This is a genomic window from Flavobacterium sp. XN-5 (assembly GCF_008033395.2).
Lineage (GTDB): Bacteria > Bacteroidota > Bacteroidia > Flavobacteriales > Flavobacteriaceae > Flavobacterium > Flavobacterium hiemivividum.
The window spans coordinates 530,693-553,438 of record NZ_VOGZ02000001.1 but is presented as its reverse complement, the minus strand read 5'-3'; the positions used below and the strand labels follow the sequence as shown (position 1 = coordinate 553,438).

Here is a 22,746-nt window from a genome sequence, read left to right as displayed (position 1 = left end):
ATGGAAGCAAAAAAACTGAATAAATACGATAAGGCTTACTTGAGAATAGCTACTGAATGGGGAAGTTTATCGTATTGCAAGCGCAAACAAGTAGGAGCCATAATCGTTCGTGACCGAATGATAATTTCAGATGGTTATAATGGAACTCCTAGCGGTTTTGAAAACTGTTGTGAGGATGATGAAGGAATTACGAAATGGGATGTCTTGCATGCTGAAGCAAATGCGATATTAAAAGTAGCACGATCGACACAGTCCTGTGAAGGTTCTACTTTATATATTACCTTGTCTCCGTGTAAAGAATGCAGTAAATTGATACATCAATCTGGGATAACTAGAGTCGTGTATCATAAAGGTTACCGTGATGATTCAGGGATTCAGTTTTTGATGAAAGCAGGCGTAATCGTAGAGCATATTTCGATATTAGAAGAATAAATGAAAAATGAAGTTAAATATCTGCCAATAATCATTGGTGCAACTCTAGCGCTAGGGATTATTATTGGTGGCTGGTTAAATACTTTTAACGGAGATCATTTTTTGATAGAAAATAGCTCCAAAACTAAAATCAATAAACTCATTGATTTTATAGATAATGAATATGTAGATAATGTAAATACAGATTCTATTGTAAACATTACGGTTGACAATATTCTAAGTCAGTTAGATCCACACTCTGTTTATATTCCGCCAAGTGAACAAGCTCAGGTTGCAGAAAACATGAAAGGTGATTTTGTGGGAATTGGCGTAAATTTTTATATGTATAAAGATTCTGTCGCAATCATTAGACCTATCGAAAATGGTCCTTCGGCCAAGGCAGGAGTAAAGGCAGGAGATCGAATTCTATATGCCGACAAAACAAAATTATTTGGACGTAATTTACCTAGCGATAGCCTTTTCTCTAAGTTAAAAGGGGAGCAGGGTTCTGTAGTAGAACTTACTATTTATCGAAAATCTGCTGGAAAACAAATAAAACTCAAAATTAAACGTGGAGTTGTTCCACTAAAAAGTGTCGATGCAGCAGTTCTTTTAAATGATAGTACAGGATATATAAAAATCAATCGCTTTGCAGAAACAACTTTTGCAGAATTTAAAAGCGGCCTGGCAAAAATAAAAAATCAAGGAGCGAAAACGCTTGTAATCGATCTCCGTGATAATGGAGGTGGATATATGGAAGAAGCAATCGAGATCGCAGATGAAGTGTTAAAAGACAAGCAGTTAATTGTTTTTACTAAAAATAAAAAAGGCAATATTAAAAAAACCTACGCAACCAAAAAAGGTGATTTTGAAAGTGGAAAAGTCTTTGTTTTGCAAAATGAAAATAGTGCTTCGGCGAGTGAAATTCTGGCAGGAGCGATTCAAGATAATGATAGAGGTATCATCGTTGGGCGCCGTTCTTTCGGGAAAGGGTTAGTACAGCGCGAAATAGATTTTGAAGATGGTTCTGCAGTTCGTATGACGGTCGCGAGATATTACACACCCACGGGAAGATCGATACAAAAACCATACGTTAAAGGAAATGAAGAGTATTTTAAAGAGTCTGAAATTCGTTTCCAGAACGGTGAATTATATGAGAAAGACAGCATTAAAATAGCTGATAGTTTAAAATTTAAAACACCCAAAGGAAAAATTGTGTACGGCGGCGGTGGAATCGTTCCTGATATTTTCGTTCCTCTCGAAGTAGAGCATGGTAATGAAAACACCGTGTATTTAATGAAATCTGGATTTGTGGTGAATTTTGTTTTTGAACAATTAGACAAAAATAGAATTGATTTTAAAGGCCTCTCTTTTACGCAATTTGAAAATAAAATGGGTAAAACTGATTTGTATTTTAGCACCTTCCAAAAATACCTTTTTAAAAATGGCCTAGATTTAAATTTGTCAAAAAGTAAAGCCATTGTAAAGCGTTATCTCGCCGCTGAATTTGCCCGTCAATTGTATGGAGAAAGCAGCTATTATGAAATTGTTTTAAAAGAAGATGCGATGGTTAAGGCGGTACTTAAAAAGTAAATTGACTTCCTGATAAAAAGATTAGTCGTTATTTTTACAAAAAAATAAAGCTAATTAGTTTTCGAAAAAAAGAGGGGACTTCTATTGTTTTCGAATAAATAAAGGGATTTATCTAATGCTGTCGTGCACATGTGTCTGAGTTCCGTTATTCCAAAGTGTAAGAATATCTGTGGCTACTGAGGCGCCGCTCCCAGCTGCAATAGTGAGTTGGCTTCTCCAGCCGGCAAGAGTTCCTGCGGCATAAATACCTTCAGCGACTTTATGATCAATATTGCGCAATTGTATTCTTTGTTTTTCGGGTATTGATTTTTGATGGGGCTCTACAAACTGCATCAATCCTTCAATAGAAAAAGTGTTTGCTGCGCCAATAGCGACAACAATAGCTTTTGTTTTATAGGTATTTTTATTTGTGGTAATAGTAAAGTCTGGGGAGTTTCCTTCAATTCTTAATACTTTTTCATCAGCTAGTTGAGTAATGTGAGGATAAAGATGGGAAAGTTGTTCAGTACTTTGAACTAATAAATTTGAGCCCAAAGTTCCGGCAGGAATTCCGTATGCGTTATTGAAAATAGCTTCCTGGAGTGATGATGATTTTTGATGGGTAAAAATTCCAATTTCTTTATTACTTGCAAATTTTTTGTTTTTTGCAGAGCCTAAAACTAGAGCACATGACATTCCTGAAACACCACCGCCAATAAGTAAAACGTCAAACATAACTATCGATTGTCGTTCATTTTTTCTTCTATTTTTTTAGACATTCTAAAAATAACAAGAATTAACACAGCGCAAAAAGCAGCTCCAATTCCAATAGTTGCTACCATACTGTCTCCTTGAAACGGTTGACTAAAATCTAGCAATGTAATGTTGAAAATAATAAGCGCTACTGCTAGAAATACTAATACGTTAGTAAAAATTTTCATAATATGGGTTTTTTAGCCAGATTTGTTATAAAAGATTTAAGGAGCATTTTAAATTAAAATATATTCCAATTAAATCAGATTATATTTACAGGCTATATTAGGGAGTAAATTTATAAAAAAAAATATTAGAGAAACAAACCTTTAACATTAGCAGCGAATAATTTAACAGCGATCGCCAGCAGAACAACTCCAAAAGTTTTTCTAACAACGCCCAGACCGTTTTGACCTAGCATTCTTTCGATTTTGGAAGATGATTTTAGAACTAAATACACGATAAGAATGTTTAATAGGATCGCTATAATGATATTTATAGTATGGAATTGAGATTTTAAGGAAAGTAAAGTGGTCATCGTTCCTGCTCCAGCAATTAATGGGAATGCAAGTGGAACAATGGAAGCAGAGCTAGCTTCTTCATCACGATAAATACGAATTCCCAGTATCATTTCTAATGCTAAGAAGAATAAAACAAAAGATCCAGCAACGGCAAACGAATTGACATCAATACCAATCAATTTTAAAAGTTCCTCACCCGCAAATAAGAAAACAATCATAATGACAGCTGCTACAATAGAAGCCTTTTCTGATTCAATGATTCCAAATTTAGACTTCAAATCAATAATTATAGGAATAGATCCTATAATATCAATTACGGCAAATAATACCATTCCAACAGTAGCTATCTCTCTTATATCTAATTGCATAACTTTGCTTGTTAATTTTCTGCAAAAGTATTGAATTTACTTTGGTTGATTACTATGTTGGCGTTTAATAGTTTATATAGTGGTAAATTAGTCTTTTTTATAATAAAAGCAGAATAGCCGTTTTCTTTTGAATAATGATTAACTATCTGAAAATCAATCTTTAAATTTGATTATGATTTTAAATAGATTGCGATGAGACAGATATTTCGTGTTTTTAGTATAGTGCTCTCGTTGTTTTTTGTAACTACAGTAGAAGGGCAAATTTTAAGAAAGTTGTCCAAGAAAGTCCAAGATAAAATAGTTTCAAAAGCTGTTCTGGAAGATTCTATTTCGACGAAAGATAATGAGGCGGCTATGAATGCTAGTATGATGTCAATGGTTCATGGGAAAAATAAGATTGATGCTACATTGATTCCAAAATCTTATCCGTTCAGTTGGAAATATTCATTAGAAATTCAAGCGGAGAATGAAAAACCGATGATTGTGGATTATTTGTTGGAGCCCAGGTCGGAGTATTTTGGTTTCAAAATGAGAGAAGCGGGAGGTGTATTTATGGTTATTGATAGTAAAAACAACTTTATGATTACTGCCTTTAGTGAGGAAAAAGGAAAGATGGCAATGGCCGCTAAAATGCCTGATTATTCTGAAATAACAGAAAATGAAAACAAGGAGTTTTCATATAAAGCTCTTCTTAGTAAGGTAATAATGGGTTATAGGTGTAAGGGAATTCAAGCTAACAGCGAAGATTATGAAATGGTATTTTATTATACCAATGAAGCTAAAGTGAGTTTCTCGGATTTATTTAGAGCGCAACAAAAGCAAACGAATCCCAATGCGTTGAAAAATTATTTTAAAGCAGCCGATGCACCGTTGATGATGACTATGAGCATGAAAGATTTAAAAAATAAAGGGGCAGTTACCACGATGAAGTGTGTTAGTTTAGTCGAGAAACGAAATGCATTTAATAAATCAGATTATGTATTTATGTAGTTTGGTTTTCAATCTGTTCCGTTTTTGTTTTCGAATTTATGATTTGCTAATGTGCTTTTTTGAATTTCTTTGAATACCTTTGCAGAATGTTTCAACTAGGAAAAACCATCGTCTCAGAAGACTTGCTCGAAAAAGATTTTGTTTGCAATTTGACCGCTTGTAAAGGCGCTTGCTGTGTAGACGGCGACGCTGGAGCGCCATTAAGTCTTGAGGAAACTAAAATCCTCGAATCTATATATCCAAAAGTAAAACCTTTTTTACGCAAGGAGGGAATTGCAGCTATTGAAGCGCAAGGAACTTGGACAAAAGGTGTAGATGGTGAACTTGAAACGCCCTTGATTGATGATAAAGATTGTGCTTATGTAATCTTTGATGGTAAAACTGCTTTGTGCGGAATTGAGCAAGCTTACAATCAAGGAATAATTGATTGGAAAAAACCTGTTTCCTGTCATCTTTATCCAGTTCGTGTAAAAGACTTCACTGAATTTGCTGCCGTCAATTATGATAAGTGGGATATTTGTGACGCAGCCTGTTCTTTAGGTCAAGAGCTTGAAGTTCCGGTTTACAAATTTGTTAAAGAAGCTTTAATTAGAAGGTTTGGTGAAGACTGGTACTTAGAGCTAGAGCAGGTTGCACAAGACTTAAAAAACCAAAAATAGAAATCTACTTTTTTCGTTTTTTTCTGTTTTTCTAAATCCTATATTTCACGGTACTTTAGGGGTTTTTGATTATTGTAATCGTATCAATAACAGTACTTTATAGAAAATCTAAAAATTATTTGTATTTCAGTCCTTTGTTAAAAACTAGGGCGGATTGTGGATAAGTTTGGCTTTTTATTACCGCAATATTTCACAATCTTTGTAAAGATCAAAAAGCAATAAATTTTATTAAACGCATAAAAAATAAACCCTCACAATGACACAACTAGAGCCAATTTTACAAGAGAATAAAAATCGTTTCGTAATTTTTCCTATCAAACATCATGATATTTGGGAGTTTTACAAATCAATGGAAGCTAGTTTTTGGACTGCAGAGGAAATTGATTTATCTCAGGATTTAAATGACTGGAATAATAAATTGAATGATGATGAAAGATATTTCATCAAACATATTCTTGCATTTTTTGCTGCTTCTGATGGAATTGTAAATGAAAACTTGGCTGAGAATTTTGTGAATGAAGTACAATATGCTGAAGCTAAATTTTTCTATGGTTTCCAAATTATGATGGAAAATATTCATAGTGAAACCTATTCATTATTGATCGATACTTATGTAAAAGACGAAGCGGAGAAAGATGATTTGTTTAATGCATTGGAAGTTTTTCCTGCTATTAAGAAAAAAGCAGACTGGGCACTACAATGGATAGAGTCTGATTCATTTGCTGAGCGTTTAATTGCTTTTGCAGCCGTGGAAGGCATTTTCTTTTCAGGAGCATTTTGTTCTATTTATTGGTTAAAGAAACGTGGTTTAATGCCAGGATTGACATTTTCTAATGAATTGATTTCTCGTGACGAAGGTGTTCACTGTGATTTTGCAGTGCATTTACACAACCATCACTTGGTAAACAAAGTTCCAAAAGAAAGAATTAGAAGCATTATCGTAGATGCTTTAAATATAGAAAGAGAATTTATTACAGAATCACTTCCAGTAAGTTTAATAGGAATGAATGCTGTATTAATGACACAATATTTAGAATTTGTTGCAGATCGATTATTAGTTGAATTGGGATGTAACAGAGAATATAACACTACAAATCCATTTGATTTTATGGATATGATTTCGCTTCAAGGAAAAACTAATTTCTTCGAAAAGAAAGTAGCGGAATACCAAAAATCAGGAGTTATGAATACTGATGGCGATGCTCAGAAAATATCTTTTGACGCTGACTTTTAGAGGTCTTGTCGTAAAAGTGACTAGTCAATAAGACTAGGTTGGCTTTCATAGCGAATAAGATTAACAAAACCTTTGAGTTTTCTTGCCTTCCAATTGTTCGTGGAAGGGCAATAAACATATTTCTAAGGCATAAAAAACTTTGTGCCTTAGCGTCTTCCAATGTATTTGGGAAATGGCAAAAAAAACAGATCCTGAAATGATTTCAGCATTAACAAATAACAAAAAACAGTGAAGGGATTCTCTGTTTTAAAACCAACAAAAATTATGTACGTAGTAAAAAGAGACGGCCGTAAAGAGCCAGTAATGTTCGACAAAATCACAGATAGAATTAAAAAACTATGCTATGGTTTGAATGATTTAGTGGATGCTGTGAAAGTGGCAATGCGGGTAATTGAAGGACTTTACGATGGGGTCTCTACGTCAGAATTAGATAATTTAGCAGCCGAAACAGCAGCTTCAATGACTATTGCGCATCCAGATTATGCTCAGTTGGCAGCGAGAATTGCAATTTCAAATTTGCATTCGAATACAACAAAATCATTTTCGGAAACAATGACCGAAATGTTTGAATATGTGAATCCAAGAAATGGACAATACGCACCATTAATTGCTGATGATGTTTACAAAGTAATTCAAGAAAATGCTGAGTTTTTAGACTCACATATCATTTATAATAGAGATTTTAACTACGATTATTTCGGATTCAAAACATTAGAACGTTCTTATTTGCTTAAGATAAACGGGAAAATTGTAGAGAGACCACAGCATATGTTAATGCGTGTTTCTGTTGGGATTCACTTAGATGACCTAGAGTCAGTTTTAGAAACTTATGACCTAATGTCTAAGAAATTCTTCACGCATGCAACACCTACATTATTTAACTCAGGAACTCCAAAACCTCAGATGTCCTCTTGTTTCCTTTTGGCGATGCAAGATGATAGTATTGATGGAATTTACGATACACTGAAACAAACGGCAAAAATCTCGCAATCAGCGGGTGGAGTAGGGCTTTCTATTCATAATGTTCGCGCAACAGGATCTTACATTCGTGGTACAAACGGAACGTCTAACGGAATTGTTCCTATGTTGAGAGTATTTAACGATACAGCTCGTTACGTAGATCAAGGTGGAGGAAAACGTAAAGGTAGTTTTGCTATTTATATCGAAACTTGGCATGCAGATATCTTTGACTTCTTAGACTTAAAGAAAAATACAGGAAAAGAAGAGATGCGTGCGAGAGATTTATTCTTTGCAATGTGGACTTCTGATTTGTTTATGAAAAGAGTTCAGGAAGACGGGAATTGGACGTTGATGTGTCCAAACGAATGTCCTGGATTGTATGATGTGTACGGTGAAGAATTTGAGAAAATGTATACTGATTATGAAAAAGCAGGAAAAGGAAGAAAAACAATTAAAGCACATGAATTGTGGGAGAAAATTCTAGAATCTCAAATCGAGACTGGAACTCCTTACATGCTTTATAAAGATGCAGCTAACCGTAAATCAAATCAAAAGAATTTAGGTACAATACGTTCGTCTAACTTGTGTACTGAAATTATGGAGTACACTTCTGCTGATGAGGTAGCGGTTTGTAATCTTGCGTCACTTTCATTACCAATGTTTGTTGAAAACGGTAAATTTGATCACCAAGCATTTTATACTGTAACAAAACGTGTGACGAAAAACTTGAATAAAGTTATCGATAGAAATTACTATCCAGTTAAAGAAGCTGAAAATTCTAACATGCGTCACAGACCAATTGGTCTTGGAGTACAAGGACTAGCAGATGCTTTTATTATGTTGCGTTTGCCTTTTACATCTGATGAAGCTAAAAAGTTGAATCAAGAAATTTTTGAAACCTTATACTTTGCTGCTGTAACCGCTTCTATGGAAATGGCAAAAGTAGAAGGGCCATATTCAACATTTAAAGGATCGCCAATCTCTCAAGGGGAATTCCAACATAATCTTTGGAATATTAAAGATGAAGAATTATCAGGCCGTTGGGACTGGGCATCATTGAGAAAAGAAGTAATGGAGCACGGAGTTCGTAACTCATTATTAGTTGCGCCAATGCCTACTGCTTCGACTTCTCAAATTTTAGGAAACAACGAAGCATTCGAACCATATACTTCTAATATTTACACACGTCGTGTATTGTCTGGGGAGTTCATTGTGGTAAACAAACATTTATTGCATGATTTAGTGGAACTTGGTTTGTGGAACGAAACCTTAAAACAAGAATTAATGAGAAATAATGGTTCTGTTCAAGATCTAAATATTCCTCAAAACTTGAAAGAATTATACAAAACAGTATGGGAAATGTCGATGAAAGATATTATCGATATGTCGCGTCAACGTGGGTATTTTGTAGATCAATCGCAATCATTGAACTTGTTTATGCAAAACGCCAATTATTCGAAACTAACTTCTATGCATTTTTATGCATGGCAGTCTGGATTGAAAACTGGAATGTACTACTTGAGAACAAAAGCGGCTGTTGATGCAATTAAATTCACATTGAACAACGATAAAAAAGCAGAACCAATCGAAGTAATGTCTATACCTGCTCCGGCATTGGCTCCAGCAGCGGTAGAGATGAGTGCCGAAGAATACAGAGCAATGATCGAACTAGCTAAAAATTCTGGGCCAGACGATTGTGAAATGTGTGGTTCTTAATAAAGTTAATGCAAATAATAAAGTAATCATATTTTCAATAATATTTAAAAACAGCTATCACTTTTGGTAGCTGTTTTTTTTACTTTTTTTAGTATTTGGAGCTATTTCCTGATTTCCGTTGTAATCTTTTTATTTTTAAAGAAAAAATAAAAACGATTTTCACTTCAGTCAGGGCTATGAATATAGTTGTTGAAATTGTTTTTAAGGACCAATAGCTACCTCGTAATAATGAATATTTCAATAAATATTTTAAGATTAAATCCTTATATTTGAATAGGTTAATGTGTCGTTTGTTCTTTTTGGTATCTACGAAAAACTGATAATATGAAAAATGCTTCCTTTGCAATTACAGATGACTTAATCGCTAGTCGTGGTCAACGTTTTCTTAATTTTTGTTTCGATTTAGTATTTCTGTACATTATAATACTGAGTATAGGAACATCAATTATTCTGATCGCTGAAGTGGCAAACGAATTTACTGTATCTGCCTGGGTCGAAAATCTCTCGGATGGTGAAATCGCCTTTTATAGCGCATTAATTGTGCTACTCTATTACAGCCTAACGGAAATTTATTTCTCGAGAACTATCGCGCAACTGATTACCAAAACGGTTGTGGTTAATAAGGATGGTACAAAACCCGATATTAAAATGTTAGTGATTCGCAGTCTTTGTCGGTTTATTCCATTTGAGCCTTTTTCCTTTTTAGGAACAAATCCACGTGGCTGGCACGATACTCTTTCGGAAACCTATGTGGTCAAAAAAAAGAAACTCGCTAAAAACGTACGGTTTTTTAATGATCAAGAAGAATTTACACAATCAATATAATAAAGAACCCTAGTAGGAAGGAAGTACTAGGGTTTTGTTATGGTATTTTATTATAGAGTTGCTGTATTATGAACTGCTACTCGCATATGCTTAGCAGCTTTAACCATTTCGATTAATGCTTTTTTAGTTTCGTCCCAATGGCGCGTTTTTAAACCACAATCAGGATTTACCCACAATTGATCTATCGGGATAACTGCCGCGGCTTTTTCTAATAAATCTACCATTTCTTGACTTGAAGGAACACGTGGTGAGTGAATGTCATAAACTCCAGGTCCTATTTCGTTCGGATATTTGAAATCAGCAAAAGCATCTAGTAATTCCATTTGGGAACGAGAACATTCAATTGTAATTACATCGGCATCCATGTCTGCAATGTTCTGAATAATGTCATTAAATTCGCTATAGCACATATGTGTATGGATTTGTGTATCATCACTCACGCCGCTTGCTGAGATTCTAAAGGCTCTAATCGCCCAGTCTAAGTAGGTAGCCCATTCTTCTTTACGTAATGGCAACCCTTCTCTAATTGCAGGTTCGTCAATTTGGATAATTTTAATTCCTGCTTTTTCAAGATCTACTACTTCATCACGAATCGCTAATGCAATTTGCGTGCAGGTTACGGATCTTGGTTGATCATTACGAACAAACGACCATTGCAAGATCGTCACTGGTCCAGTAAGCATTCCTTTAACCCATTTTGAAGTCAATGATTGTGCAAATTGTGACCATTTTACGGTCATAGGATTTAGTCTAGAAACGTCGCCATAAATAACGGGTGGTTTCACGCAACGGCTACCATAACTTTGCACCCAACCATTTTTTGTAAAGGCAAATCCGTCTAATTGTTCTCCAAAGTATTCTACCATGTCATTGCGTTCGAACTCACCATGAACTAAAACATCTATTCCAGACTCTTCTTGAAAACGAATTGTTTCCTCCGTCTCTTTCTGTAATAAAGCGTCGTATTCTACCGGAGACAATTCGCCTTTTTTAAACTTAGCTCTCCAGCTTCGAACTTCAGGAGTTTGAGGAAAAGAACCAATAGTTGTTGTAGGAAATAATGGTAGTTGCAAGGCGTCTATTTGTTGTTGACGACGAATGGAAAACGGACTATTTCTCTTAGAGTCTTTCTCAACAATCGCAGCAACTCTGTTTTTTACAGCATCACTATGAATTATAATCGCTTTTTTTCTATTTATATTAGCCAGGGTATTTTCCTCGAAAAGGGCTTGGTCATTCTCTGTAATTTCATTTGCAGCAAGGTTGCGAAGTGTTACTACTTCCTCTATTTTTTGTTTGGCGAAAGCCAACCACTGCTTAATTTCAGGCGTGAGCGTTTCTTCATTAGTTTCTAAGTCCAAATCGCAGGGTGAATGAATTAAAGAGCAGGACGGTGCAATCCACACACGATCAGTTCCTAAAGCGTCAGTTGCTTTCTGAAGTAATGTTAATGAGTTTTTAAAATCATTTTTCCATATATTTCTCCCGTCAACAACTCCTAGAGAAAGGATCGTGTTTTTAGCTAATAAGTTGGATTCTAAAATATCGTCTAACTGCAAAGGACAACGCACTAAATCTAAGTGAAAAGCGTGGACGGGAAGTGATAAGGCTGTAGTCAAATTTTCGCCAAAGCAATCAAAATAATTCGCAAGTATGATTTTGAGGTTAGGAAACTTCTCGTTGATTTGAGTGTAAGTTTGTACTAAAGCTGCGCGCTCAACATCAGAAAGGTTTAAAGCTAAAAAAGGCTCGTCAAACTGAATGTATGCCACGTTCTCGTCTTGCAGTTTTTGCAAAATGTCAAAATAAATAGGGAGTAATTTATCGATAAGGTCAATTCGGTGAAAATCTTCCTGTTTTTCTTTTCCTAAAAGTAAGTAAGAAACCGGGCCTATGATTACCGGTTTTGTTTCATATCCCGCTACTTTAGCTTCTTTATACTCGTCAATTATTTTTTCTGACAACATACTGAATTCTTGGTTTTTTGTAAATTCTGGAACGATGTAATGGTAATTCGTATCAAACCATTTGGTCATTTCCATGGCAACAACATCTTGACCTCCTTTTTGAGCGCCTCGAGCCATAGCAAAATATAGGTCAAGAACCGAATTCTCTTTGGCGAAAGCAGTATACTGCTCTGGGATAACACCAAGGGTTAGAGATAAATCAAGTACTTGATCATAAAAAGAAAAGTCGTTTGACGGAATTAAATCGATTCCAGCTTCCCTCTGTATCGCCCAGTTTTCTTTACGAATGTTTTTTCCAATTGCTATAAGTTCCTCTGCTGTAATATTGCCTGACCAATATAGTTCACTCGCTTTTTTTAATTCTCTGTTGCTGCCTATTCTTGGATAACCTAAGTTGTTTGTTTTCATTTTTTTAGTATTTATTTCTATGCAAAGTTATTTGGTTAGTATTTAATACTATAATTTGTTAATTAATTAAGTAATATTAACTACGTTTACGCGGCTAGACAGAGTTTTGTTTTGCGAAGTGTTTTAAAAAATAACTTTAACAGTAATTTATCCTATGGAAAATTTAGATTCAACCGACATACAAATCCTTAAGCACCTTCAAGAAGACGCACATATTAACATAAAAGACTTGGCGAGCAAGTTGTTTTTGACATCCACTCCTGTTTATGAACGTATAAAAAGATTGGAAAGAGAAGGTTACATTATGAAATATGTTGCTTTGCTAAATAAAGAAAAAATGAATTTAGGAATGATTGTTTTTTGCAACGTGCGCTTAAAAGAGCACGCTCGCAACGTAGGAAGCAATTTTGTGAAAGACATTGTGGCACTTCCTGAAATCATTGAGTCTTATAATATTGCTGGAGATTATGATTTTATGTTGAAAATATTAGTTAAAGACATGGCTAGTTATCAGGACTTTGTAATGAATAAGTTATCAACTATTGAAAACATAGGAAATACCCAAACGATTTTTGTAATGGGCGAAATTAAACACAGTACGGCTTTGAATTTTTAGAAACAGACTCAAGAAGGTATAAAAAAAGGAGGCAATATGAGTCTCCTTTTAAATTAGTATTCTACTGTAAATATTACAACGTTGTAAAAGGATTTACACCATTATTAATCGCTTCAATGGATTGTCCTGTTTTTACATTTGTTAGTTTCAAATCGAGTAAACCTTTATGACTTGTCGCAATTTTTAGATTGTTTGGGAATGTTTTCCAATCTTCCCAACTGGTTTCAATGCCGCCTACTGGAATAATGCTAACCCACATTCTCCATGCTTTTGGGATATAATTTTCATCCACTAACCAAACATACGAATCGCCCGGTGTACTGCCGCCAGAAGCGTAAGTAACCATCAGTGCTTCTTCGTTTTCTTGCATGACAATACTTCGAGTAGTGCCTGAATCACGTAATTTGAAAGGAGCAATAAGCCAAAAAGAATCATTGTTGAAGTAGTTATTAGCGGTTTTTATCGCGTCTATTTTGTCAGCTTTGGTTAGTTTTTTCTCGTTTTCAAAAGCAACGCCTTCTAAAGTTTGGTTGTTATAAATTACTTTTTTATCACCCCATTGCACTTGAACTAAGTTGCGTTTTTTGTCCCAAAGATAATGGTGATTTCCCATAAACGTAAAAGCAATTGCAGCGGTAGAATCCCATGCTTTTTGATTGATTGCTGCCTGGATTTTATCAGTAAGTGCTTCGGCTTTTATTCCTTCTTGTCCAACTGGCAAAGGCTTGCTTGTGAAATACAAGAAAGCAGCAATTGAGATAATTAGGATAAGAATGATAGAGCCTGCTATTTTGAGGATTTTTTTTCATTTTTTATAATTGGTTTATTTTTAAAGGCCTCTCAAAAATACTAAAATAAGGTCGTTTCTAGAAAATATTCTCTGATGTGTTCGCATACAGGATAGGAAGTGGTTTATTAATGTCAAGCTCTTTGTGCTACTTTGTTGTCGTATTATTTAATCATTAGCCATTTTTTATGAATGGCAGTAAGGTGTTTAGGTTCATCGTTATTCTAGTCGTCTAAAGGGTTGTCACGATTTAAATGGAGGTACTTGCTTTATATTAATTTTGTTTGCATATATCGTTTCACAAATCACAGCAAAGCTATTTTAAGTTATCTCTATTTCTTTATCTTTGAAAAATAATGCAATTATTCAAATTCGAAAAATACAGTATGAACTGGGAACAACTTTTATCACTAAAGCGCCAAGGCGACACAAGTAAGAGATTACGTATTGAGCAAGACGACACCCGTTTAGGGTTTGAAGTAGATTACGATCGTATTATTTTCTCGGCTGCTTTTAGAAGCTTGCAGGATAAAACACAGGTAATTCCGCTTTCTAAAACTGATTTTGTGCATACTCGATTAACGCACAGTTTAGAAGTTTCGGTGGTGGGGCGTTCTCTAGGGCGTTTAGTTGGAAAAAAGATCATTGAGAAATATCCGCATTTAAAAGAAGTGCATGGCTTTCACATGAATGATTTTGGTGCTATTGTAGCAGCTGCTTCGCTGGCACACGACATCGGGAATCCACCTTTTGGACATTCGGGTGAAAAAGCGATTGGGGAGTATTTTTCTATTGGAAAGGGAAAAAAATACCAAGATAAATTGTCGAAAAAACAATGGCAGGATTTAATTGATTTTGAAGGAAATGCAAATGGATTTTCAGTGTTGACAGCAAGTCGACCTGGAATTGAGGGTGGTCTTCGAATCTCCTACGCTACTCTTGGGGCTTTTATGAAGTACCCAAAAGAGAGCTTGCCTAAAAAACCAACTAAAAACATAGCAGATAAAAAATACGGTTTCTTTCAAACGGACAAAAATTTCTTTGAAGAAGCTGCAAAAGATATGGGATTAATCCCAAATAAATCTGGATGCGATATTGGTTATGAAAGACACCCGCTTGCTTATTTAGTAGAAGCTGCAGATGATATTTGCTATACTATTATTGATTTTGAAGACGGAATTAATCTTGGTTTAGTCTCGGAAGATTTTGCTTTGGAATACCTAATTAAGTTGGTAAAAGACAGTATTGATAGCTCAAAATATAAAACGTTAACTACAAAGGAAGACCGTATCAGTTATTTACGTGCTTTGGCAATTGGCAGTTTAATTAATGATGCGGTAAAAGTTTTTATCGAAAATGAAGAAGCAATTTTAAATGGAAAATTTCCTTTTGCTTTAACGGATAAAAGTAAGTACAAAGCACAAATGGATGATATCATTAGCATTAGCGTGAATAATATCTATCAGAGTCGGGAAGTAATCGAGAAAGAGATAGTAGGCTACCAGATTATTCAAACCTTGTTGGATAAATTTATTACGGCTTACGATAATACGTATAATGGAAATGCGTCTAATTATGACAATCTAATTCTAAAATTACTACCGGAGAAACACCAATTTGAAAAAGAAGATTTATATGAAAGATTGCTGCATATCTGTCATTTTGTTTCTTTACTAACAGACGGAAATGCATTGGAGTTATTTGAAACAATCAACGGCAAGAAAAAGGATTAGCTAAGCTAGAAATTGTAAACGAGTCCTACACCTAAAACTTGTTTTAATTGTGTTTTTGGACCTACAGTGACTTGTTGTCCGTCAATATTATCTTTGGCTTTAATATCATCGTCATAGATGACGCGAACGCCTATATTGGTTTTAACATAAGCATTTACCTTTAGTTCAATAGACATGTCATAATCAATATCAATATTACCAAATCTATTTATATAGTCTGAGTACATGCTCAGTCGATTTTCCATAGTGACGTTTTTCATGATTTCCTTTTTATAAAAACCAGTCAATAGAAAACCAAGTTCCATTTTTAACTTTTCTCCTTCAATGATTAAGTTTCCGTCGGCATCATAAACGGCTTTTTTAACACCAAAAGAACCTTTGTTGGCTAATCGTTGGTCTAAAACCATTGTAGTTTTGCCAGTAAAAGGAGACAAGTAAAGTAATCTTTGTTTGTCTTTTGATGCATATTCTGCTCCCATTCCTAGAAAGATATAAGCGGGCGCGAAAGTTCTTGAAATGGCGATATCTTTATTAGGGTACGAATAACCATCTGTGAATTGGGTAGCGAAATTAAATTTAGCGGTGTGGAACCAGTTGGAGGATTTGTCTTGTCGATATCCTAAAGCTGAGTTAAGCTGAAAAACATCCTCTGATTTTCTCAACTCGATTCCATCTTGTTTATTTAAGCCATAACGTACAATCAGTTCACTGGTCCAATTGTAGTTTTCTGTAGTGTAAACACGATTAAACTTCCCTTTAAGTAGTCCAGAAATAGAACTATTTCCTCCAGCATTCCAATTGACAAAAGCAATTTCCGAAATATCAAAACCGATGCTGTTTTTTTTAACCCAATTAGAAATGGAATCTGGTGCTATTTTCTTAGGGACATCTATCGTCGTAATGATTTTCTGGGAATTCATATTTACAGAAAGAAGTAGGATAAAAAGTAGGAGGATCGAAGAAGATAATTTCATTATAGGCTCAAAGTTTTTAGTGATGCAAAATAATTATTATTATTCAATTGAGAAAAGTATTTCTAAACTTTTAACGTCGATATTGTTATATTGTTGTTGTTGTTCAACAGTTCCATGTTCTATGAACTCATCAACAATACCTAATAATTGTATTTTTACATTATAATTATTTCTAGCGGCAAACTCTAGAATTGCACTTCCAAAACCTCCATTTGTAGCTCCGTCTTCGATTGTAATAATCTTTTTGAAGGTGCTGAAAATAGAATGTAATTTTTTTTCGTCCAAGGGCTTTACGAATGCAAAATCATAATGGGCGATATTTTTTGGATTGTTTATATTGGTTAAAGCCAAAGAAACGTTTTTACCTATCGGACCATTTGACAACACCGCAATTTCAGTGCCATGTTTTAAGCAATTGGCTCGACCTATTTCAATTTTTTCATAATTACCAAAGTATTTTGATTGCCAATCCGGAAGTACGCCTCGTCCACGTGGATAACGGATAGCTATCGGATGGTTTAAGCCTAATTGAGCGGTGTAAAGTATGTTCTGCAGTCCTATTTCATTCAGTGGCGAGTATATGATGATATTGGGAATACAACGCAGGTAAGCCAGGTCGAAAGCGCCGTGATGTGTTGCTCCGTCTTCGCCCACAAGTCCGGCTCTGTCTAAACAAAAGATTACGGGCAAGTTTTGTAAGGCTACATCGTGAATTACTTGGTCATAGGCTCTTTGTAAAAAAGTGGAGTAAATGTTGCAAAAAACCATCATTCCCTGTGTCGCCATTCCAGCAGCAAAGGTAACGGCATGCTGCTCAGCAATTCCAACGTCAAATGCACGCTCAGGCAAAGCTTCCATCATAAATTTTAAGGAACTTCCTGAAGGCATAGCGGGAGTAATTCCTATAATTTTTTCGTTTTTTCGGGCTAGATCTAAAATGGTTAAACCAAAGACATCTTGGTATTTAGGAGGAAGGTTTTCTTCTAGTTTTTTATGGATTTCTCCAGTAGTAGCATCAAATTTTCCTGGCGCATGGTATTTAACTTGATCTTCTTCTGCTTGTTTTAGGCCTTTCCCTTTTGTGGTAATAACATGCAGGAATTTAGGTCCTTTTATCTTTTGTAAACGTTTGAGTTCTTTGGTTACAGCAAAAATATCATGTCCGTCAATAGGACCTGAATAGTCGATATTTAAGGATTTGATCATATTGTTTTGCCTCGGATTTTTCCCTGTTTTTACTGCAGTGAGATAGTTTTTTAAAGCACCAACACTTGGATCAATCCCGATAGCGTTGTCGTTTAAGATTACTAGTAAATTTGCGTCAGTGACTCCGGCATGATTTAGTCCTTCAAAAGCCATCCCTGAAGCAATTGAGGCGTCGCCAATTACCGCAATATGCTGCTTGTCTAAATCTCCTTTGAGCCTTGAAGCAATTGCCATTCCTAAAGCAGCAGAAATAGAAGTAGAAGAATGGCCTACGCCAAAAGCGTCATAAATACTCTCGCTTCTTTTTGGGAAACCAGATATGCCGTTTAATTGTCTGTTAGTGTGGAAATTGTCTCTCCTTTCTGTTAGAATTTTATGTCCGTAAGCCTGATGGCCTACATCCCAAATCAATAAATCATCAGGCGTATTAAAAACATAATGTAAAGCAATAGTTAGCTCTACAACTCCAAGACTGGCGCCGAGATGTCCTTCTTTTACAGAAACCACATCGATGATAAAATTGCGTAATTCTTGAGCTAGCTGAGGGAGCTGAGTTCGCTCAAGTTGGCGTAAATCATTGGGATTATTGATGTTTAAAAGTATATTTTCAGGCATAAAGCAAATGTACGAATTGAAATTGTATTTTTACAATCGATAAAATAAGTTGTTTCGCAAAGATTAACAAAAAAAAGAAGGTTCACCAAGATTTTAAAATTTGCAAATTCACGTTAAATACTATGATAAACCCTTTTACCGACGAGTATTTTATGAAGAAAGCTTTGCAGGAAGCTGAAATGGCTTTTGAAAAAGACGAAATTCCTGTGGGAGCTATAATTGTTGTTAATAACACTGTAATTGCACGAAGTCATAATCTAACAGAATTGTTAAACGACGTTACTGCTCATGCCGAAATGCAGGCTATTACAGCTGCGGCTAATTATCTAGGTGGGAAATACCTAAAAGATTGTACGCTTTATGTCACACTGGAGCCTTGCCAAATGTGTGCCGGCGCCTTGTATTGGAGTCAAATTTCTAAAATTGTTTTTGGGGCAAGCGATGAAAGTCGCGGTTTTTCAAAAATGGGTACGAAACTACATCCAAAAACGGTTGTGAAAAGAGGTGTTCTGGCTGATGAAGCTGCAGACTTAATGAAACGTTTTTTTGCTGAGAAACGAAAATAACTGATTTCTAGGTACCGCTAATTGGTGATCCAAAAATACCAACTGCTAGTTCTGTCCAAATCAGAATGAGAATTATCAGTAAGCTTAAGCAGATTACAATTCGGTATTTCATTTTAGGAATTTTTCTTAATGTCCACTCGCACAGAAGTCCGGTGCTAAGAAGTAGTACTCCTGCTGCAACAAAATCAATCGGAGTCCAATTTACTTCGGTTGTAAACTGCATCGAGATTAAGGGAATTAGCAAAAGAATTGTAGTCGCGATAATGATATAGCCTTTATTTTTCATGTAGATATGTTTTTTAGCCCTGATGGGAGCGGCATCCTTTTCTTGTCTCTTTTGTTTTGAGACAAGAAAAGATATAGCGCACAGCAGGAATTAGCTCCATAAAAATAGAACTTTTCCCTGAAAAAAAATGCCAAAAAAAAACTCCTCAATTTCTTGAGGAGTTTCTGATTTATTCTTTTATAACATTTCCCGTTTTGTCGTAGAAATGATATTCTAAATACGTGTAAGCGTCACGCGGTATGATTTTTACCCATTTTTTATGTTCAAAATACCATTTTGAACGTAATGATGGAAAACCTTTTGTAAGGTATGCTGCTACAAAGGGGTGTACGTTAAGTACAACATCTTTGTTAGTTTTTAAAATTCTTTCTAAATCAGAATTGATTCTGTCGATGATTAAGATTGGCGCTTCAATTTCGCCATTCACATCGTTTGGATCTTCTTCTCTAGTTTTAATGTTTACTTCAGGTCTTACCCTTTGTCTTGTAATCTGAACTAGTCCAAATTTACTAGGAGGTAAGATCTTGTGTTTCGCTTTATCATCGCTCATTTCTTCTCGCAAGAAGTCGAACAATATTTTACGGTTTTCAGGATTAGACAAGTCGATAAAATCAATAACGATAATACCACCCATATCACGTAGACGCAATTGTCTGGCGATTTCGGCGGCGGCAATCATGTTAACTTCCATGGCAGTATCTTCCTGGTTAGATGCCTTATTAGAACGGTTTCCGCTGTTAACGTCAATGACGTGTAAGGCTTCAGTATGTTCGATAATAAGATAAGCACCTTTACTCATGGACACTGTTTTCCCGAATGAAGTCTTGATTTGTCTCTCTATGTTGTATTTCTCAAAAATAGGCGTATCATTTGATTGATAAAACTTAACTATTGATTGTTTTGAAGGTGCAATTTCTTGCAAATAATCCTTCGTTTGGTTGTACAACTCTTCATCATCAATTTGTATACTAGTGAAAGTATCATTAAAAACGTCTCTTAAAATAGAGGAAGCTCTGTTGAGTTCTCCTAAAATTTTTGACGGATGATGAGCGGTCGGTAATTTTTTACACATTGCATCCCATCTGCTAAGCAGGTTCTGCATGTCTTTTTCTAATTCGGCTGTGTTTTTGCCTTCGGCTACTGTGCGAACAATAACACCAAATCCTTTTGGCTTGATGGATTGTACAAGTTTTTTAAGTCTGTCTTTTTCTTTCTTGTCTTCTATTTTTTGAGAAATAGACACACGATCAGAAAACGGAACTAAAACAATAAATCTTCCGGCAAGAGAAAGCTCAGCGCTAATTCTTGGTCCTTTGGTAGATATTGGTTCTTTTACAACTTGTACTAAGATCGACTGATTTGCATTGATTACATCTGTAATGATGCCATCTTTGTCTATCTCTTTATCAAACTGAAAGTTTTTTAGGGAGAAATCTTTTATTTTACCTGCGCTTACAAGTTTTATGAATTTCAGTTGGGAAGTTAAGTTAGGACCTAAATCGTGATAATGTAAAAAGGCGTCTTTCTCGAAGCCTACATTTACAAAAGCAGCGTTAAGTCCGGCAACAGGTTTTCGTATTTTAGCGATAAAAATATCACCTACTTGAAAGTTGCTTTTTTCTTCTTCCTTGTGTAATTCAATTAGTTTTCCATCTTTTAATAAGGCAAAATCTACAAAATCAGAACTAGATCGAATGATTAATTCTTTATTCACGTTGTAAATTTTTATCCGAACTTTTAGTTTCAGGTTTAAAGTTTCAGGTTTGAAGTTTAAAAACTTATAACTCTTGACTTATAACTCTTAACTGAATTGTAAGGATGGATTAAACAATAATTTAACAGGTATTGTACCCGGGGAAAACTAGCTGGCATCAAGCAGTTCTAAGTTGTCAGTATACTGTATACTGTAAACTGCGGACTGATCACTAATTTTCGATTTCAATGAACTTTTAAAAAAGAAAAAGTAGTTAAAAACTACTTTTTCTTCTTGTGACGGTTAGCTCTCGCTCTTTTTTTACGTTTGTGAGTTGCTACCTTATGTCTCTTTCTTTTTTTACCACTTGGCATATCTTGTCGATTTTATGATTAATTAATATTTTATTTTGCTTCGTTATTTATCTTTACTCCTTCAACAAAAACTTTTGCTGGTTTGAATGCAGGTATATTATGTGCAGGAATTTTTATTGTCGTATTTTTGGAAATATTTCTTCCAGTTTTTTCAGCTCTAGTTTTTACAATAAAACTTCCGAAACCTCTTAAATAAACATTGTCTCCAGTCTCTAATGAATTTTTAACTTCATTCATAAAAGTCTCTACTGTTGCTTGAACATCACCTTTTTCAAGACCTAATTTTTCTGAAATTTTTGCTACGATATCTGCTTTCGTCATTTTCTTTCCTTATTTATTATATTGTAATCATTTTTTTGAGTGTGCAAATATATGAATTTAAAAAACAATTATTCAAGCTAATTCATTAAAATTTAATCACATAAACTTTTACTTTTGTCAACAAATATTTAATAATGAAATTTTCTAACTTGCTTATAAAGTGGTATTTACAAAATAAAAGAGATTTGCCCTGGAGAAGCACTACAAATCCATATCATATTTGGCTCTCTGAAATCATGCTTCAACAGACTCGCGTGGCTCAAGGAACACCTTATTTTTTGTCTTTTACTGCCGCATTTCCCACCGTTTTTGATCTCGCTGCGGCGAGTGAAGAACAAGTTCTTAAACTGTGGCAAGGACTTGGGTATTATTCGCGTGCTAGGAACTTACATAAAACAGCGCAATATGTGTCTGAAGAATTATCAGGCGTTTTTCCTGCTACATATAATGAGCTATTAAAATTAAAAGGAGTGGGAGAATATACTGCCGCCGCCATCGCTTCTTTCTCCTATAATGAAGTGGTTCCAGTAGTAGACGGAAATGTGTTCCGAGTACTGTCTCGTTATTTTGATGTGGAAACTGATATTGCTTTGGCTTCCGCCAAAAAGGAATTCGCTGCTCTTGCTTTCGAATTAATGCCAAAAGACAATCCAGCTACTTTTAACCAAGCGATTATGGAATTTGGCGCTTTGCAATGCGTTCCTAAAAGTCCGAACTGCGGCGTATGTGTATTTAATGATAGTTGTGCTGCGTTGCAGAAGAAGAAAGTAGATCAGTTGCCAGTGAAGTCTAAGAAGGTAAAAGTGCGCAATCGTTACTTTAATTACTTGGTGATTGCTGACGAAAATGAAAATACTGTGATTCAAAAGCGAACGGCAAAGGGGATTTGGCATAACTTATATGAGTTCCCTTTGATAGAAACAGAGAAAGAAGAAGAGTTTGATCATGTCTCGGAGCAAATTCAAAAGGATTTTTATACAGATGATGAAGTTGTGAGTATTATGGCTTGCAATGAGAAAAGCATCGTTCATAAATTGTCGCACCAACATTTACACATCAAGTTTTGGAAAGTAAATGTAAAAGGAATCATTGCGAACGGAATAGATAGTGAAACTTTAAAGTCGTTTCCATTCCCAATCGTGATTCATAATTTTATCGAAACGGAGTAAAAACTTCTTTATTCAGTGTAAT

The 22,746-nt window shown here is 35.1% G+C and carries 21 protein-coding genes; 11 read left to right on the top strand and 10 right to left on the bottom strand.

Translation table 11 applies throughout. The annotated features are described in order from the left end of the window. A complete protein-coding gene (locus FQU23_RS02470; protein WP_147672925.1) occupies positions 1 to 432 on the top strand; it encodes a deoxycytidylate deaminase in 432 nt (143 codons plus the stop codon). Next, a complete protein-coding gene (locus FQU23_RS02465) occupies positions 433 to 2,004 on the top strand; it encodes a S41 family peptidase (RefSeq protein WP_147672434.1) in 1,572 nt (523 codons plus the stop codon). A 108-nt stretch (positions 2,005 to 2,112) separates the two neighbouring features. Here FQU23_RS02465 and FQU23_RS02460 read toward each other — a convergent pair whose 3' ends face one another. The 3 genes from FQU23_RS02460 to FQU23_RS02450 all read right to left on the bottom strand — a co-directional run bounded on the left by FQU23_RS02460 (position 2,113) and on the right by FQU23_RS02450 (position 3,625). Continuing rightward, positions 2,113 to 2,718 carry an FAD-dependent oxidoreductase gene (locus tag FQU23_RS02460; protein ID WP_147672433.1) on the bottom strand — a complete coding sequence of 202 codons (606 nt, stop codon included), beginning with the start codon at positions 2,716 to 2,718 and terminating at the stop codon, positions 2,113 to 2,115. Positions 2,719 to 2,720: 2 nt separating this feature from the next. After that, positions 2,721 to 2,924, bottom strand: coding sequence for a hypothetical protein (locus FQU23_RS02455; RefSeq protein WP_132108804.1), 204 nt, complete (start codon positions 2,922 to 2,924; stop codon positions 2,721 to 2,723). Positions 2,925 to 3,049: 125 nt separating this feature from the next. Beyond that, entirely contained in the window at positions 3,050 to 3,625 is a 576-nt protein-coding gene (locus FQU23_RS02450; protein ID WP_132108801.1) for a MarC family protein, read from the bottom strand. 192 nt (positions 3,626 to 3,817) lie between these two features. On the opposite strand from FQU23_RS02450, the gene FQU23_RS02445 reads away from it, so the two are divergent. The 5 genes from FQU23_RS02445 to FQU23_RS02425 all read left to right on the top strand — a co-directional run bounded on the left by FQU23_RS02445 (position 3,818) and on the right by FQU23_RS02425 (position 10,009). Then, positions 3,818 to 4,615 carry a hypothetical protein gene (locus FQU23_RS02445; RefSeq protein WP_147672432.1) on the top strand — a complete coding sequence of 266 codons (798 nt, stop codon included), beginning with the start codon at positions 3,818 to 3,820 and terminating at the stop codon, positions 4,613 to 4,615. 86 nt (positions 4,616 to 4,701) lie between these two features. Beyond that, positions 4,702 to 5,274: a DUF3109 family protein gene (locus tag FQU23_RS02440; RefSeq protein WP_147672431.1), complete on the top strand. Its 573-nt coding sequence runs from the start codon at positions 4,702 to 4,704 to the stop codon at positions 5,272 to 5,274. Positions 5,275 to 5,530: 256 nt separating this feature from the next. Next, positions 5,531 to 6,508: a ribonucleotide-diphosphate reductase subunit beta gene (locus FQU23_RS02435; protein ID WP_132108796.1), complete on the top strand. Its 978-nt coding sequence runs from the start codon at positions 5,531 to 5,533 to the stop codon at positions 6,506 to 6,508. Between the two features lie 264 nt (positions 6,509 to 6,772). Further along, a complete protein-coding gene (locus FQU23_RS02430; protein WP_147672430.1) occupies positions 6,773 to 9,184 on the top strand; it encodes a ribonucleoside-diphosphate reductase subunit alpha in 2,412 nt (803 codons plus the stop codon). A 324-nt stretch (positions 9,185 to 9,508) separates the two neighbouring features. After that, positions 9,509 to 10,009, top strand: a complete 501-nt coding sequence (locus FQU23_RS02425; RefSeq protein ID WP_147672429.1) for an RDD family protein — start codon at positions 9,509 to 9,511, stop codon at positions 10,007 to 10,009. 50 nt (positions 10,010 to 10,059) lie between these two features. Here the strand turns inward: FQU23_RS02425 and metE are convergent, their stop codons facing one another. Next, positions 10,060 to 12,384: a 5-methyltetrahydropteroyltriglutamate--homocysteine S-methyltransferase gene (gene metE / locus FQU23_RS02420; RefSeq protein ID WP_147672428.1), complete on the bottom strand. Its 2,325-nt coding sequence runs from the start codon at positions 12,382 to 12,384 to the stop codon at positions 10,060 to 10,062. A gap of 154 nt (positions 12,385 to 12,538) precedes the next feature. Between metE and FQU23_RS02415 the strand changes: the two genes are divergently transcribed. Further along, entirely contained in the window at positions 12,539 to 13,000 is a 462-nt protein-coding gene (locus FQU23_RS02415) for an Lrp/AsnC family transcriptional regulator (protein WP_132108788.1), read from the top strand. 73 nt (positions 13,001 to 13,073) lie between these two features. Here the strand turns inward: FQU23_RS02415 and FQU23_RS02410 are convergent, their stop codons facing one another. After that, the gene (locus tag FQU23_RS02410; RefSeq protein WP_245181058.1) at positions 13,074 to 13,742 is read right to left on the bottom strand and encodes a hypothetical protein; all 669 of its coding nucleotides are present in this window, start codon (positions 13,740 to 13,742) and stop codon (positions 13,074 to 13,076) included. Between the two features lie 431 nt (positions 13,743 to 14,173). Between FQU23_RS02410 and FQU23_RS02405 the strand changes: the two genes are divergently transcribed. Further along, positions 14,174 to 15,520, top strand: coding sequence for a deoxyguanosinetriphosphate triphosphohydrolase (locus FQU23_RS02405; RefSeq protein WP_147672924.1), 1,347 nt, complete (start codon positions 14,174 to 14,176; stop codon positions 15,518 to 15,520). A 5-nt stretch (positions 15,521 to 15,525) separates the two neighbouring features. On the opposite strand, the gene FQU23_RS02400 is transcribed toward FQU23_RS02405, so the two are convergent. Continuing rightward, positions 15,526 to 16,494, bottom strand: coding sequence for a DUF3078 domain-containing protein (locus FQU23_RS02400; protein ID WP_147672426.1), 969 nt, complete (start codon positions 16,492 to 16,494; stop codon positions 15,526 to 15,528). Positions 16,495 to 16,533: 39 nt separating this feature from the next. Then, a complete protein-coding gene (locus FQU23_RS02395) occupies positions 16,534 to 18,315 on the bottom strand; it encodes a 1-deoxy-D-xylulose-5-phosphate synthase (protein WP_147672425.1) in 1,782 nt (593 codons plus the stop codon). Positions 18,316 to 18,437: 122 nt separating this feature from the next. Here FQU23_RS02395 and FQU23_RS02390 point away from each other — a divergent pair, with 122 nt between their 5' ends. Further along, positions 18,438 to 18,881, top strand: coding sequence for a nucleoside deaminase (locus FQU23_RS02390; RefSeq protein ID WP_147672424.1), 444 nt, complete (start codon positions 18,438 to 18,440; stop codon positions 18,879 to 18,881). A 7-nt stretch (positions 18,882 to 18,888) separates the two neighbouring features. Here FQU23_RS02390 and FQU23_RS02385 read toward each other — a convergent pair whose 3' ends face one another. The 3 genes from FQU23_RS02385 to FQU23_RS02375 all read right to left on the bottom strand — a co-directional run bounded on the left by FQU23_RS02385 (position 18,889) and on the right by FQU23_RS02375 (position 21,555). After that, positions 18,889 to 19,167 carry a hypothetical protein gene (locus tag FQU23_RS02385; RefSeq protein ID WP_147672423.1) on the bottom strand — a complete coding sequence of 93 codons (279 nt, stop codon included), beginning with the start codon at positions 19,165 to 19,167 and terminating at the stop codon, positions 18,889 to 18,891. Positions 19,168 to 19,336: 169 nt separating this feature from the next. Then, the gene (locus FQU23_RS02380; protein WP_132108776.1) at positions 19,337 to 20,881 is read right to left on the bottom strand and encodes a ribonuclease E/G; all 1,545 of its coding nucleotides are present in this window, start codon (positions 20,879 to 20,881) and stop codon (positions 19,337 to 19,339) included. A 383-nt stretch (positions 20,882 to 21,264) separates the two neighbouring features. Further along, positions 21,265 to 21,555 (bottom strand): HU family DNA-binding protein, encoded by a 291-nt coding sequence (locus tag FQU23_RS02375; protein WP_016989051.1) that lies wholly within the window; start codon positions 21,553 to 21,555, stop codon positions 21,265 to 21,267. A 134-nt stretch (positions 21,556 to 21,689) separates the two neighbouring features. On the opposite strand from FQU23_RS02375, the gene mutY reads away from it, so the two are divergent. After that, positions 21,690 to 22,724, top strand: a complete 1,035-nt coding sequence (gene mutY / locus FQU23_RS02370) for an A/G-specific adenine glycosylase (protein WP_147672422.1) — start codon at positions 21,690 to 21,692, stop codon at positions 22,722 to 22,724. Positions 22,725 to 22,746 lie beyond the last annotated feature (22 nt).

Bases quoted from the DNA above. Each gene is read 5' to 3' on its own strand.
- FQU23_RS02395 (WP_147672425.1), bottom strand. From the start codon at position 18,315: ATGCCTGAAAATATACTTTTAAACATCAATAATCCCAATGATTTACGC.
- FQU23_RS02390 (WP_147672424.1), top strand. From the start codon at position 18,438: ATGATAAACCCTTTTACCGACGAGTATTTTATGAAGAAAGCTTTGCAG.
- FQU23_RS02405 (WP_147672924.1), top strand. From the start codon at position 14,174: ATGAACTGGGAACAACTTTTATCACTAAAGCGCCAAGGCGACACAAGT.
- FQU23_RS02445 (WP_147672432.1), top strand. From the start codon at position 3,818: ATGAGACAGATATTTCGTGTTTTTAGTATAGTGCTCTCGTTGTTTTTT.
- FQU23_RS02440 (WP_147672431.1), top strand. From the start codon at position 4,702: ATGTTTCAACTAGGAAAAACCATCGTCTCAGAAGACTTGCTCGAAAAA.
- FQU23_RS02425 (WP_147672429.1), top strand. From the start codon at position 9,509: ATGAAAAATGCTTCCTTTGCAATTACAGATGACTTAATCGCTAGTCGT.
- FQU23_RS02375 (WP_016989051.1), bottom strand. From the start codon at position 21,555: ATGACGAAAGCAGATATCGTAGCAAAAATTTCAGAAAAATTAGGTCTT.
- FQU23_RS02435 (WP_132108796.1), top strand. From the start codon at position 5,531: ATGACACAACTAGAGCCAATTTTACAAGAGAATAAAAATCGTTTCGTA.
- metE (WP_147672428.1), bottom strand. From the start codon at position 12,384: ATGAAAACAAACAACTTAGGTTATCCAAGAATAGGCAGCAACAGAGAA.
- FQU23_RS02400 (WP_147672426.1), bottom strand. From the start codon at position 16,494: ATGAAATTATCTTCTTCGATCCTCCTACTTTTTATCCTACTTCTTTCT.
- mutY (WP_147672422.1), top strand. From the start codon at position 21,690: ATGAAATTTTCTAACTTGCTTATAAAGTGGTATTTACAAAATAAAAGA.
- FQU23_RS02455 (WP_132108804.1), bottom strand. From the start codon at position 2,924: ATGAAAATTTTTACTAACGTATTAGTATTTCTAGCAGTAGCGCTTATT.
- FQU23_RS02450 (WP_132108801.1), bottom strand. From the start codon at position 3,625: ATGCAATTAGATATAAGAGAGATAGCTACTGTTGGAATGGTATTATTT.
- FQU23_RS02415 (WP_132108788.1), top strand. From the start codon at position 12,539: ATGGAAAATTTAGATTCAACCGACATACAAATCCTTAAGCACCTTCAA.
- FQU23_RS02430 (WP_147672430.1), top strand. From the start codon at position 6,773: ATGTACGTAGTAAAAAGAGACGGCCGTAAAGAGCCAGTAATGTTCGAC.
- FQU23_RS02385 (WP_147672423.1), bottom strand. From the start codon at position 19,167: ATGAAAAATAAAGGCTATATCATTATCGCGACTACAATTCTTTTGCTA.
- FQU23_RS02465 (WP_147672434.1), top strand. From the start codon at position 433: ATGAAAAATGAAGTTAAATATCTGCCAATAATCATTGGTGCAACTCTA.
- FQU23_RS02470 (WP_147672925.1), top strand. From the start codon at position 1: ATGGAAGCAAAAAAACTGAATAAATACGATAAGGCTTACTTGAGAATA.
- FQU23_RS02460 (WP_147672433.1), bottom strand. From the start codon at position 2,718: ATGTTTGACGTTTTACTTATTGGCGGTGGTGTTTCAGGAATGTCATGT.